Origin of the sequence: Halomonas sp. ANAO-440 (assembly GCF_019915905.1) — a bacterium.
GTDB lineage: Bacteria > Pseudomonadota > Gammaproteobacteria > Pseudomonadales > Halomonadaceae > Halomonas > Halomonas chromatireducens.
Map to the genome: position 1 here is coordinate 19,671 of NZ_JAHXBV010000043.1, position 12,996 is coordinate 32,666.

A 12,996-nucleotide genomic window follows, 5' to 3' on the forward strand; every position below is an offset into this window, starting at 1 on the left:
TCGGTCACTCCCCGGACGGGTCGGCGGGGCGTCGGCGAGCGCGGGGGTGCGCCGCGTCGTAGGTGGCGGCCAGGTGCTGCCAGTCGAGCTTGGTGTAGACCTGGGTCGTGGAGAGGTTGGCATGCCCCAGCAGCTCCTGGACGGCACGCAGATCCTGGCTCGACTCCAGCAGGTGGCTGGCGAAAGAGTGGCGCAGCCGGTGCGGGTGAAGATGCTCCGGCAGGCCCCGGCGCCGGGCCAGTTCGGCCAGGCGTTTCTGGATGGCGCGATGCCCCAGGCGTGCCCCCCGCGAGCCGACGAATAGTGCTTGTTCCCCCGGGGCTGCCAGGGCGGGGCGTAGGCTCAGCCATTGTTCCAGTGCCCGCCTGGCACTGCCGCCGACCGGCACCTGGCGTGGCTTGCTGCCCTTGCCCATCACCCGCACCCGGCGCGGCTCCAGGTCGCCCAGGTCGAGACCGGCGAGTTCGGCCAGGCGCAGTCCGCTGGAGTAGAAGAGCTCCAGCATGGCCTGGTCGCGGGTCGCCAGGGGCGAACCGTCATGGGGGGTGTCGAGCAGGTGGGCCAGCTGGTCCACGTCCAGCGGCTTGGGCAGGTGGCCGGGCTGGCGCGGTGTCGGCACCAGCTCGACCGGGTTGTGGCCCAGCAGGCCGGCGTGGCGCAGGAAGTTGGCGAAGTGCGAGGCGGCCGCCCGGCGACGGGCCAGGCTGCGTGGCGCCAGCCCGCGGCTGCGTTCGGCCCCGAGGAAGCGACGTACCGTGCCGACCTGCAGCTCGGCCCCGTCCTCGATTCCCTGCGACTCCAGGAATACAGCCAGTGCAGCCAGGTCCTGGCGATAGGCCGCCACGGTAGCGGGGCTTGCGGTGCGAGCCAGCTCGCCCAGGCACTCGTCGAGCTGGCGGCGAAGGGCGCTCTCAGCCATGGGGCGAGGGGCTCAGGCGCATCAATAGCCGTGCCAGCACGTCGCCGAGGTACTCGGTGAACAGGGTATCCATGCTGGCTCGGAAGTGGTCGGGGTCGGGGCTGGCCATGACCAGGTAGCCCATCGGTTCCCCCAGGGTCAGGCGTGCCAGGGCGCAGGAGCCGGCCTGGCGGGGCGCCTTGGCATGGGGGAGCAGGCGGCTCCAGTCGGTCTGGGTCAGCCGGGTGCAACGGCTGGCGCGGCCGTCGAGCAGGGCGGCCAGGCGGACGCCGGCATGATCGTCCAGCACCTGGCGCGGGGCCTGGGGAGGCAGCGGTTCATGATCCGTGAGCTCCGCCGGGCACCACAGGGCCACGGCCGGTATCTGGAATCGCTCGGCCATCTGGGTGGCCAGCGTCTGGCCCAGGGTGTCGGCATCTTCGGCTTCGAGCAGGGCGAGCACCAGTTCGCGGGTTCGTCGGAACTGGGCTTCGTTGTGGCGCGCAGACTCCAGCAGCTGTTCCAGGCGCCATTCGGCCTGCTCGGCGCGACGCCGCAGGTCATAGACCAGGCGCTCCAGTAGCGAGGTGGTGCCCTGGGCTTCGGGGTGCGGCACCTTGAGCTGCTGCAGCAGCCCTTCGCGGCCGACGAAGAAGTCCGGATGGCGTGCCAGCCATTCTGCTACCCGATCGGGATCCAGGGTCTTGCGCGGTTCGGGGGCGGCTCGGGTCATGCAGATGCTCCTTGATGATGGGCTTCAGCCCGGGTCAAGCCAGGGCGACGCGACCGTCGAAGACGCGCTCGGCGGGGCCGGTCATGCGCAGCGAGGCCTCCTCGGCCGGCCACTCGATGCGCAGGTCGCCACCTCTGAGATGCACGGTGACCGGGCTTTCCAGCAGCCCCTGGCGGATGCCGCAGGCCACCGCCGCGCAGGCGCCGGTGCCACAGGCCAGCGTCTCTCCGCTGCCGCGCTCATGGACCCGGAGACGAATCTCGTGGGGCGAGACGACCTCCATGAAGCCTACATTGACCCGGCGTGGAAAGCGCGGATGATGTTCGATGGCGGGTCCGAGGCGTTTGACCGGCGCCTGCTCGACGTCGTCGACCCGCAGCACCGCATGGGGATTGCCCATGGAGACCGCGCCCACTTCGACGCGCTCTCCATCCACCTCAAGCTGATGACGCAGCAGGTCTTCGTTGGCCTCGAAAGGCAGTGCCCGGGGGTCGAATCGCGGGACGCCCATGTCCACCGTCACCTGGCCGTCGTCCTCGACCAGCAGGGTCAGGGGGCCACCGGCGGTCTCCACATGGATCTCGTGCTTGTGGGTCAGGCGCTGATCGCGCACGAACCGCGCGAAGCAGCGCGCTCCGTTGCCACAGTTCTCCACTTCACTGCCGTCGGCATTGAAGATGCGGTAGCGGAAGTCCATGTCCGGGTCCCGCGGCGGCTCGACGATCAGCAGCTGGTCGAAGCCGATGCCGAAACGGCGATCGGCCAACTGTCGAACCTGCTCGTCCCGCAGCCGGGCGCGCTGGGTGACCAGGTCGATGACCATGAAGTCGTTGCCGAGGCCATGCATCTTGGTGAAGTGGAGCAGCATCAGCGTGTCTCCCCGGCGGCGTCGTCGGGCAGCAGAGACTCGCCGGCCCACAGGTCCTCGATCGACTCGCGTTGGCGCACCACATGGTAGGTGTCGCCATCCACCATGACTTCGGCCGGGCGCGGGCGGCTGTTGTAGTTGGAAGCCATGGTGAAGCCGTAGGCGCCGGCCGAGCGTACCGCCAGCAGGTCGCCGGGGGCGATGGCGAGTTCGCGATCCTTGCCCAGGAAGTCGCTGGTCTCGCAGACCGGGCCCACCACATCGTAGAGCGCGCTGTCCCTGGGATGACGCGCATCCACCGGAATGATCGCCTGCCACGCCTGGTAGAGGGACGGGCGAATCAGGTCGTTCATGCCGGCATCGATGATGGCGAAGTTCTTGGTCTCACCGTGCTTGAGGTACTCCACCCGGGTCAGCAGTACGCCGGCGTTGGCGGCAATGGAACGGCCCGGCTCGAACAGCAGGGTCAGGTTCGCGCCATGGGGCCACTGTCCCAGGCGTTCCAGCAGCGAGGCCGCATAGTCGAAGGGTTGGGGTGGGCGCTCGTCACGGTAGGGCACGCCCAGGCCGCCGCCCAGGTCCAGGTGCTCCACCGTGATGCCGCGCTCGCGGAGGCGCTCCAGCAGCAGCAGCAGGCGGTCAAGGGCATCGAGGAAGGGAGCGAGCTCGGTGAGCTGCGAGCCGATATGGCAGTCCAGGCCAACGATCTCGATGCCGGGCAGGGTGCTGGCCAGTTCATAGACCGCGAGCGCCTCGTCCACCGGAATGCCGAACTTGTTGCCCTTCAGGCCGGTGGAGATATAGGGGTGGGTGCCGGCGTCGACGTCCGGGTTGACCCGCAGCGACACCGGAGCCACCTTGCCCAGCCGTTGGGCCACGGCGCTGAGGCGCTCGAGCTCCGGCCGCGATTCCACGTTGAAGCACTTGATGCCCACTTCCAGCGCCCGGGTCATCTCGGCTGCCTGCTTGGCTACGCCGGAGAAGACCACCTTCCCCGGGTCGCCGCCGGCCGCCAGCACACGCTCAAGCTCGCCCACGGAGACGATATCGAAGCCGGCTCCGAGACGGGCCAGCAGGCCCAGCACCGCCAGATTTGAGTTGGCCTTCACCGCATAGCAGATCAGGTGGGGGTGGCTGCCCAGCGCCTCGGTATAGGCGCGGAAGTGTCGCGCCAGGGTCGCCTTGGAGTAGACGTAGCAGGGGGTGCCGACCTCATCGGCCACCCGCGATAGCGGGACTTCCTCACCGTATAGCACGCCGTCGCGGTATTCGAAGTGGTCCATTTTCAGCTCTCGTCTTCGGAGTCGGCCGCATCGGAAGCGGCCGGGTTGCCGTAGCGCTCGGCGGCCTGCTCGTCATCCGGCAGGTAGAGCGGCCCCGTCTGGCCGCAGCCGGCCAGTAGCAGTACGGCCAGGATCAGGGGGGCCAGGGCGAGTCGATGGCTCATGCCCGGTCGCTCCGGAGCCCATGGGAGGCGAGTGCGGCCAGGGCGTCGCGGGCCCGCTGGGCGGCGGCCCTCACCTGGTCCGGGGCGGTGCCGCCGATATGGTTGCGTGCCGCCACCGAGCCCTCCAGGGTCAGCACCTCGAAGACGTCCTCGTCGATGGTGTCGGAGAACTGATGCAGCTCCTCGAGGGTCATCTCGGACAGATCCCGCCCTTCACGCAGGCCGAAGGCCACCGATTGGCCGACGATCTCGTGGGCGTCGCGGAAGGCCACGCCGCGGCGCACCAGGTAGTCGGCCAGGTCCGTGGCGGTGGAGAACCCGCGGCGGGCGGCCTCATACATGCTCGCCTTGCGCGGCGTGATGGCCGGCGCCATGTCGGCGAAGGCCTTGAGGCAGTCGCGCACCGTGTCGAGAGTATCGAACAGCGGCTCCTTGTCCTCCTGGTTGTCCTTGTTATAGGCCAGGGGCTGCGACTTCATCAGCGTCAGCAGGCCGATCAGGTGGCCATAGACGCGACCGGTCTTGCCGCGAACCAGCTCGGGTACGTCGGGGTTCTTCTTCTGCGGCATGATCGAGCTGCCGGTGCAGAAGCGGTCGGGCAGGTCGATGAAGTCGAACTGGGCGCTGGTCCACAGCACCAGCTCCTCGCTCATCCGCGACAGGTGCATCAGCAGGATGCTGGCGAAGGCGGTGAATTCGATGGCGAAGTCGCGATCGCTCACGGCGTCCAGCGAGTTCTCGGCGGGGCGCTCGAAGCCCAGCAGCTCGGCGGTGACATGGCGGTCGATGGGATAGGTGGTGCCGGCCAGCGCCGCGGCGCCCAGCGGCAGCACATTGACACGCTTGCGACAGTCGAGCAGGCGCTCGTGGTCCCGTGCCAGCATCTCCTGCCAGGCCAGCAGGTGGTGGCCGAAGGTCACCGGCTGGGCGGTCTGCAGGTGGGTGAAGCCGGGCATGATGGTGTCGGCCTCGCGGTCGGCCAGCGTGATCAGCCCTTCGCGCAGCCGGATCAGCTCGGCTTCCACCACGTCGATCTCGTCGCGCAGGAAGAGGCGGATGTCGGTGGCCACCTGGTCGTTGCGCGAGCGGCCGGTATGGAGCTTCTTGCCGGTGATGCCGATCTTGTCGGTGAGCCGCGCCTCGATGTTCATGTGTACGTCTTCCAGCGCGACCGACCACTGGAACTCGCCGCGCTCGATCTCGCCACGGATCTCGGTGAGGCCCGCGACGATGGCGTCGCGCTCGTCGTCGGTCAATACGCCGACACGGGCCAGCATGGTGGCATGGGCCACGGAGCCCTGAATGTCCTGCAGGGCAAGGCGCTGATCGAACGTGACCGAGGCAGTGAAGCGCTCGACAAAGGCATCGGTTGGCTCGCTGAAACGGCCGCCCCAGGACTGGTTGGTGCCGGGGGATGTGGAACTAGGACTCATCGGCGTGGGCATCCTGCTTGGTGCGTGCTATGTATTCACGGAGGGGCTGCGCGCAGCGGCCCCGGATCATGTTTCGCAGTGTACCAGAGTCGGCGTAAGTGGCGAGGGGCGCCCACCGGCGGGACTGTGCGACATGACGGCAGTTTTTCCTGCCCCGCCAGGTGCTTTATGATGAGAGGCAGATACTATCATTGGCCGCGACTGTCTGCGGCGCCAACAGCAGAACAAGGCCCGCTCGGGCCCGCTGCATGGGGAGAACTACGTGCGATCCATCAATACGCTGCGCATTGCGACCCGCAAGAGCCAACTGGCCATGTGGCAGGCCGAACACATTCGCGACCTGCTCATGGCCCAGCATCCCGGGTTGGAGGTGGAGCTGGTGGCCATGTCGACCCGTGGCGACAAGATTCTCGACACGCCGCTGGCGAAGATCGGCGGCAAGGGGCTTTTCGTCAAGGAACTGGAGGAGGCGTTGCTCGACGGTCGGGCCGATATCGCCGTGCATTCGATGAAGGACGTGCCCATGCACTTCCCGGAAGGGCTCGGCCTGTCGGTGATCCTGGCCGGGGCCGAGCCTACCGACGCCTTCGTTTCCAACCACTACGCCTCGCTGGACGAGCTGCCCCAAGGGGCCAGGATCGGTACGGCCAGTCTGCGCCGCGGCCTGCAGATGCGCGAGGCGCGTCCCGATCTGGAGATTCTCAATCTGCGTGGCAACGTCCAGACCCGCCTGGGCAAGCTCGATGCCGGCGAGTTCGATGCGATCCTGCTGGCAACTTCCGGGCTCAAGCGCCTGGGCCTCGAGGCGCGCATCGCCCAGGAGTTGCCGCCGGAGGTGTGTCTCCCCGCCTGCGGCCAGGGCGCGCTGGGTATCGAGTGCCGCATCCACGACCCTGAACTGGTCAGCCTGCTGGCGCCGCTGGACGACCCCATCACCGCCACCCGGGTGCGAGCCGAGCGCGCCATGAACACGCGCCTGGAGGGGGGCTGCCAGGTGCCGATCGGCGGCTACGCCGCCTTCGAGAACGACGGTGAGACACTGTGGCTGCGTGCGCTGGTGGGCAACCCGGAGGGCACCGAGGTGCTGCGTGCCGAAGGCCGCGGCTCCATCCATGAACCCGAAGCGCTGGGCATCCGGGTGGCCGAGGAGCTGCTGGAGCGGGGTGCAGGCGAGATACTGGCTCAGGTATACGGCGGCTGATGCCCGCGGTGCGGCCGGTCTTGATCTGCCGCCCGGGATCGCGCTCCCGGGCCCTGGCCTCGGCCATCGAGGCTGCCGGCCTGCCGGTGGCCAACCTTGATGTAATGGTGCTGGAACCCGTACCGGAGACTCCGGCGTTGCGCAGTATCTGGCTCGACTTCGACCACTTCCACAAGGTGGTGGTGGTGAGCCCCTTTGCCGCCGACTGCCTCTACGAGGCGCTCGACCGCTACTGGCCCGCGCTTCCCCTGGGAACCGCCTGGTATGCGGTGGGTGCGGCTACGGCCCAGACCCTGCACGACAGGCTTGGGGTGCGGGTGCATGTGCCGCCGGTGCAGGCCGGCGAGGACACCAGCGAAGCGCTGCTGCAGCTGGCATCGCTGCGTGACCTCAAGGAACAGCGCATCCTGCTGGTGGCAGGCGAGGGAGGCCGTACCCTGCTGGCCGATACCCTCACGGCCCGAGGCGGCCGGGTGACCCGCCTCTCTCTCTATCGGCGCCATCTTCGGTCCCCCGTTCCCGCCATGCAGGCCAGGCTCGCCAAGGGTGATTTCCGTGCGCTGGTGGTCAGCAGCGGAGAATTGCTGGAACATCTGGCAAGATGGTGTACCGAGGCCACGTTGAACCAACCGCTAATCGTCTCCAGTCGCCGTTTAGCTACACTGGCCGACAACTTGGGGTTTTGTACTCGGGTGGTGGCGTCGGGTGCCACGCCGGCTGCCTTGGCCGCTGCTGTGGTCGAGACCTGCGACCCGGAGCGTGCCGATGTCGATCACGACGATCTCGAAAAGGGCTAGCGACAGATGAGCAAGCAGACTAACGAGCAGGACGAACAGAAGTCGCCTTCCGGTGAGGCTCAGGACGGCAGCCGCCGTGAGGCCGGTGCCACCGGCAAGTCCGGTGGTGCCGTGGACAAAAACCGCGCGAAGAAGCGCGGCAAATCGTCGCAGCCGGAGGCGGGCGGCGACAAGCCGGCCACCGCACCACCGGATCGTTCGGCATCGGCATCGGCACCGGCTTCGACAGGTGAAGCGGCCGCGCCGTCTCCCGAGACACCGCCGGCCAAGCCGGCAGTTAGCGAGGATGGCAAGGCCACGCCCGCTGCCGCCAGCGACAAGCCCGCCCCCGGCGGGAGTGCCACTGGCACCGACAAGCCCAGGCCTGACGCAAAACCGTCCGGTGCCAAGCCGGATGGCAAGGGAGAAGACAAGGCCTCGGCCGGCAAGACGAGTGACAAGCCAGCCGGTGCCAGGCCCGCGTCGGCCTCTACCGGAGCCGGCCAGGTGCCGCCGGGCGCCAGCAACACGACGGGCGGCCGCAACGGTGGCGGCAAGGGCACCCTGGCCCTGGTGTTGGTGCTGTTCCTCGGTATCGGTGCGGGCCTGTTCGCCTGGAAAGCCTGGGAGCGCATGGACAGCCAGCAGCAGCGCCTGGCAGAGCTCGAGGAGCGGGCCGGAACCGCCGCCTCGGCCGACCAGTTCGCTGAGCTGGAGAGCCGCGTCGAAAGTCGTCTGGAGGCCTCCGAGAGCGAGAGCGCCGACGCCGTCGAGTCGATACGCAGCGAGTTTGCCAGCTATCGCAGTGAGGTCGACTCGGCACTGGACCATGTCCTCGACGAGCTCTCCCGCGAGCAGGAGCCCGACGAGCGCGAGTGGCTGCATGCCGAAGCTGCCTACCTGCTGCGCCTGGCCAATCAGCGCCTGCAACTGGAGCGCGACGTGGAAGGTGCTGCCGCCCTGCTGCGCACCGCCGATGATCGCCTGAACGAAGCCGACAATCCGGCGCTGCTCTCCATTCGTCGCGCCATTGCCTCGGAGCTGTCGGTACTGGAAAGCGTTCCTCAGGTTGACCGCACCGGGCTCTATATGGCGCTGAACGCCCAGCAGGAGCGCCTGGCAGAGCTGCCGCTCTCCCGCGAGCTTGAGGAAATCCCCGCCCGTTCCGGCATGCAGGAGGCTCCCGCCGGTGGCTGGCAGGAGCAGCTGTCTCGCTTCGGCCAGGAGCTCAAGGACCTGGTGGTGATTCGACATCATGACGAGGCGCTGGAGACCCTGGTCACGCCCGAGCAGGAATCCTACCTGCGCCAGAGCGCACGCCTGATACTGGAGCAGGCTCAACTGGCCCTGCTGCAGGAAGAGCAGGCACTCTATGAGGCCAGCATCGACAAGGCGTTGGCTCTGCTCGATGCCTACTACGACACCGAGCGCAGCGAAGTCCAGGCCGTCATCGAGCGTCTCGAAACGCTCAAGGGCGAGACCATTCGCCCCGAATTGCCAGACATCAGCGGCTCCCAGCAGGCGCTGGCCCAGTTCATCGAGCGTCGATTCGGTTCGCGTGGCGAGCGGGGAGATGACGCATGAGAAAACTGCTCCTGATCGTACTCCTGGGGCTGGCGCTGGGGGCACTGTTCGGCCAGCTGATGGTCTCGGTGCCCGGCTACTGGCTGGTGCGGGTCGGCGACACCTCCTACCAGACCTCCTTCTGGTTCGGCCTGATACTGCTGCTGGCGCTCTTCCTGGTGCTGCACTTCGTGCTGCGGTTGCTGATGCGCATGAGCCATCCGGTCAGCCGGCTGAAGGTGTGGAACAGCCGGACCCGTCATCGCAACGCCATGAAGCGGACCGTGCAAGGCCTGGTGGCCCTGGCCGAAGGGCGCTGGAAGCGGGCCGAGAAGTCGCTGGTGAAGGCCGCCGACGACTCCGGCACACCGCTGGTCAACTACCTGTCGGCCGCGCTGGCGGCCCACTACCAGGGCCGTTATGAGCAGGCGGATACGCTGCTGAAGCGAGCTCACCTGAGCACCGACGGGGCCGACACCGCGGTCGGCTTGATGCAGGTGCAGCTGATGCTGGACCGCCAGCAGTACGAAGAAGCGCTGGCGATCCTGACCCGGCTGGATCGACAGCTGCCCAACCATCCGCAGGTGCTCAAGCAGCTCAAGCAGGCCTACCTGAGCGTCAGCGACTGGGAGGGGCTGCGTCGCCTGATGCCCCGGCTCGCTTCGCGGCAGCTGATCTCGCCCCAGGAGCGTCAGCAGCTGGAACTGCGTGCCTACAAGGAACTGCTGATTCACGAAGCTCGCGACCCGGGCAACGTGGAGCGGGTACGCAGCCTGTGGGCCGACATGCCGGACCCGCTGCGCAACAACGTCGAGCTGGTGGTGCTCTATACCGAGGCGCTGGTGCGTGGCAACGAGGAAGGCATCGCCGAGCGCTTGCTGCGCCACTCGCTCAAGGAGCACTGGGACAGCCGCCTGGTGCTGCGCTACGGGCTGCTCAACGTGGACCCGGCGCGTCAGCTGGTGCATGCCGAGAAGTGGCTGCAGGAGCGCCCCAACGACCCGGACCTGCTCCTCACCCTGGGTCGGCTGGCGCTGCGCAACGCCTACTGGGGCAAGGCGCAGGAGTATTTCGAGACCAGCCAGCGGCAGCGCCCCAGTGGCGTGGTCTGCGCAGAGCTGGCGCGGCTCTTCGCCAACCTGGGCGAGCACAACAAGAGCCAGCTCTACTATCGCCAGAGCGTCGAGCTGCTCGACAAGTCCCTGCCGTCGCTGCCGCAGCCGGCCGAGCCGCCGCCTCAGGACGAAGCCGGCAAGGGAGGCAAGAAGAAGTAGCACCGTAATGGGCGCGATGACGTGGCACTGCGCCCTGCGGTATCGGCAGATACAGCATGCCGCTCGGCGCAAGAGGTCGTAAATGCCGCCGGTAATGGGAAGCCGACAGAGAAGGGGCGCATGGTCGCCCCTTTTGTGTGTCCATAACACCGCGGGGGCTGCCAATGACAGCCCCCGCGGTGCGTTGGTGGACGCTATCAGTCCTTGTCGTCGTCGTAGTCGCCCTTGAAGGTCGGGTTGGGCTTCGAGCGGGGGTCGTCCTCGCCGGAACGACTGCTCTCGCCGGAGCTTGGCTGCCCGCCCGGACGACCGTTGATGTCGAAGGGCTGCTGCATGACGCGCAGGTTGGCCGGCGGTGCCTCGCCCTCCTTGCCCACGCCGAAGTAGAGCGTGGTGTGAGGGAAGGGGATCTCGATGCCCTTGCCGTCGAAGTGCAGCTTGACCAGCCGGTTGAAGGCGCGGCCGGTGCTCCACTGGGTGCCCGGTGTGGTCTTGATCCGCACGCGGATATTCACCGAGCTGTCGCCGAGGCCGGTTACCCCGGCCACTTCCAGCGGTGCCAGGATATTCATCTTGTGCGCCTCGTCGGCCGCCAGTTCATCGAAGGCCTCGCGCAGGGCGACGATGGCGTCGTCGATGCTCTCGCGATAGGCGATGCCGTACTCGCCCACGTGGTAGCCGAACTCGCGCATGTAGTTGGAGACGGTGTCGACGCTGGAGAAGGGCACGATATGGTAGGTGCCCGAGATATCGCGGATACCCACGGAGCGGATGCTGAGCCGCTCGGCGGTGCCGGTGATGCCGCCCACCGTTACCACATCGCCGGTATTCATGGCGTTCTCCACCTGAATGAAGATCCCGGTGATGATGTCCTGCACCAGCTTCTGGGCGCCGAAGCCGATGGCCAGGCCGAGTACACCGGCACCGGCGATCAGCGGCCCGATATTGATGCCGATCTCGGCCAGCACGATCATCATCGTCATGGTGATCAGGGCGATCGCCAGGGCATTGCGGAACAGCGAGAGCAAGGTCTTGGCCCGCGCCGTGGGCTCGCCGGTGCCGGTTTCCGGGTTCAGCTTGTGCTCGATCAGGCTGGCCAGGCCCAGCCAGGCGGCAATGGCGACGACCAGGATCGTTGCCACGCTCGCAAGCGTGCCCACCAGGCCGCGCCCCGGCTCGGAGGCATACCAGGCCATGAGATCGAAGGCGCCCCAGGCGTGGAGCACGAGCAGGATCACCACGATCAGAATGACGGTGCGAATGACGCGCAGGGCGTTGGGCACATAGCTGTTGAGGCGTGGCTCCAGCAACGGCAGCTTACGGCGCAGGTCGTCGGAGAGGCGAATGCGACGCCCGATGGTCTGGGACAGCAGGCTCGAAAGCAGCATGCCGACCACCACGATGGCCAGTGTCTTGAGCGTCGCCAAGAGTACGAAGGGCAGCGCATCCGCCGGCCGAGTCAGGGTCAGCACCAGCACCATCAGGAAGTAGGCCAGGGCGAACAGGTGCCAGGTGCGGGCAAACAGCGTCAGGGAGACCCGGGTTGCCGTCAGGTCGCTGCGCCCTGCCAGCTCGTCGAGGTTATTGCGAATCCGCCCCCGGTTCTTGAGTACCACCGCGACGGCGTAGAAGAAGGCACCGAAGATGATCAGGGCGCCGATGCCCTGTCCCAGGGTCGGGGCGAGATAGACGTTGGCCAGCGGCACCACCACCATCAGGCCATAGCCCACCAGGCCGATGAGCCGAGCGATCCAGCGATTCCAGTAGGAGGCTTCCGAAGCCGAGATGGGCAGCAGGCGAAGCCCCTCGTAGCGTGACGAGAACAGCATCCGCACGGCGGCCTTCAGCAGTTCGATGATCAGAAAGGCGTTGAGGAACAGCGATGCGCGAGTTGAGAGCTCGCCGGCCTCGCCGATGGCGAAGGTGGCGATGAGGTTACCGCCCATGTAGGCCAGCACCACGATCATCACGTCCACCAGCGCGGCCAGGGCCACGCAGAGCACCAGGCGCACGACTGGCGTTAGGCTATTGGCCTGCAAGGACCAGCCGCTGATGCGGGTGAACAGCGGTCTGGCAAGGTGGCGGAAGGCGATGAAGAGGAGGAAGGTGGCCAGTATCACCAGGCCCAGGTTGATTGCCGCCGAAGTGAAGGCTGCCGTATCAAAGGCGGTGGCGGTGGTTTCACCGGTGAATAGCCCGGTGACAATATTCACCAGGTTGCGCAGTTCCCCGCTGATATCACTGACAACGCGGCTGGTCATCTCCGCCAGCTGCCGTGGTGCCGACACCTGTTCCGGCTGCTGGCCCTCCTGCACGGCTTCGGCACTAGCCAGGGCGCCCTCATCGATCGCCTGGCGGCGCAGGTGGTCGATAAGCTGCTGTCGGGATGACTCATCCTCCAGCAGGTCGGCCAGCGTCGCGTAGGCGGGGCCGTTGGTAGCTTCGATTGGCTGGGCCAGGACAGGTGTCGCCGCCAGGCTGGCCAGCAACAACCAGCCAAGCAGCCAGGGAATGAAACGTGTCGGTATCACGCAGTGACCTCCATCTCGGGCGTGTAGGCGGGGAGCGTTTACCCCAGTGCGGCTCATGATACGGTTTTTGTCACCATGGGACGAACGGGGATGGATTGATCGGTTTTTTCGATGCAGTAATTGTACACTCTGCACAGGTTGTGTCATATTGCTCCTGTGCCTATCCCTTGGCATGAATCCCTGCACTAAGCTCGATCCTCTTGCCACTCGTCCTGCGAGTGGCTTTTCTTGTGCGCCAGGCATGGCGCGCAGCGCCTGACTGGCGCTGTTCC

General features: G+C 67.1%; 10 protein-coding genes and 1 pseudogene. 4 read left to right on the forward strand and 7 right to left on the reverse strand.

Features of this window, described 5'->3' with window-relative positions; translation table 11 throughout:
- Positions 1 to 4: 4 nt before the first annotated feature.
- From KZO25_RS18830 to argH, 6 genes and pseudogenes are all read right to left on the reverse strand, one after another.
- Complete coding sequence (locus KZO25_RS18830; protein ID WP_066451923.1) at positions 5 to 919, reverse strand: tyrosine recombinase XerC; 915 nt, start codon at positions 917 to 919, stop codon at positions 5 to 7.
- On the reverse strand, positions 912 to 1,631 hold the full coding sequence (locus KZO25_RS18835; RefSeq protein WP_066451922.1) for a DUF484 family protein: 720 nt from the start codon (positions 1,629 to 1,631) through the stop codon (positions 912 to 914). The genes KZO25_RS18830 and KZO25_RS18835 overlap by 8 nt, the downstream gene beginning before the upstream one ends.
- A gap of 34 nt (positions 1,632 to 1,665) precedes the next feature.
- A complete protein-coding gene (gene dapF / locus KZO25_RS18840; RefSeq protein WP_223138101.1) occupies positions 1,666 to 2,499 on the reverse strand; it encodes a diaminopimelate epimerase in 834 nt (277 codons plus the stop codon).
- Positions 2,499 to 3,782 (reverse strand): diaminopimelate decarboxylase, encoded by a 1,284-nt coding sequence (gene lysA / locus KZO25_RS18845; RefSeq protein ID WP_223138102.1) that lies wholly within the window; start codon positions 3,780 to 3,782, stop codon positions 2,499 to 2,501. The genes dapF and lysA overlap by 1 nt, the downstream gene beginning before the upstream one ends.
- A 47-nt stretch (positions 3,783 to 3,829) precedes the next feature.
- A pseudogene (gene lptM / locus KZO25_RS18850) lies at positions 3,830 to 3,946 on the reverse strand (LPS translocon maturation chaperone LptM); the annotation flags it as partial.
- Positions 3,943 to 5,379: an argininosuccinate lyase gene (gene argH / locus KZO25_RS18855; RefSeq protein WP_223138103.1), complete on the reverse strand. Its 1,437-nt coding sequence runs from the start codon at positions 5,377 to 5,379 to the stop codon at positions 3,943 to 3,945. The gene argH and the pseudogene lptM, both read right to left, overlap by 4 nt.
- Positions 5,380 to 5,641: 262 nt before the next feature.
- Here argH and hemC point away from each other — a divergent pair, with 262 nt between their 5' ends.
- The 4 genes from hemC to KZO25_RS18875 are packed head-to-tail and all read left to right on the forward strand — an operon-like array spanning position 5,642 to position 10,193.
- A complete protein-coding gene (hemC, locus tag KZO25_RS18860) occupies positions 5,642 to 6,580 on the forward strand; it encodes a hydroxymethylbilane synthase (RefSeq protein WP_223138104.1) in 939 nt (312 codons plus the stop codon).
- Positions 6,580 to 7,377 carry a uroporphyrinogen-III synthase gene (locus KZO25_RS18865; RefSeq protein ID WP_223138105.1) on the forward strand — a complete coding sequence of 266 codons (798 nt, stop codon included), beginning with the start codon at positions 6,580 to 6,582 and terminating at the stop codon, positions 7,375 to 7,377. Before hemC ends, KZO25_RS18865 begins: the two co-directional genes overlap by 1 nt.
- Positions 7,378 to 7,383: 6 nt before the next feature.
- Complete coding sequence (locus tag KZO25_RS18870; protein WP_223138106.1) at positions 7,384 to 8,940, forward strand: uroporphyrinogen-III C-methyltransferase; 1,557 nt, start codon at positions 7,384 to 7,386, stop codon at positions 8,938 to 8,940.
- Positions 8,937 to 10,193: a heme biosynthesis HemY N-terminal domain-containing protein gene (locus tag KZO25_RS18875; protein WP_223138107.1), complete on the forward strand. Its 1,257-nt coding sequence runs from the start codon at positions 8,937 to 8,939 to the stop codon at positions 10,191 to 10,193. Before KZO25_RS18870 ends, KZO25_RS18875 begins: the two co-directional genes overlap by 4 nt.
- 197 nt (positions 10,194 to 10,390) lie before the next feature.
- On the opposite strand, the gene KZO25_RS18880 is transcribed toward KZO25_RS18875, so the two are convergent.
- Positions 10,391 to 12,724, reverse strand: a complete 2,334-nt coding sequence (locus tag KZO25_RS18880) for a mechanosensitive ion channel domain-containing protein (protein ID WP_223138108.1) — start codon at positions 12,722 to 12,724, stop codon at positions 10,391 to 10,393.
- Positions 12,725 to 12,996: the final 272 nt, after the last annotated feature.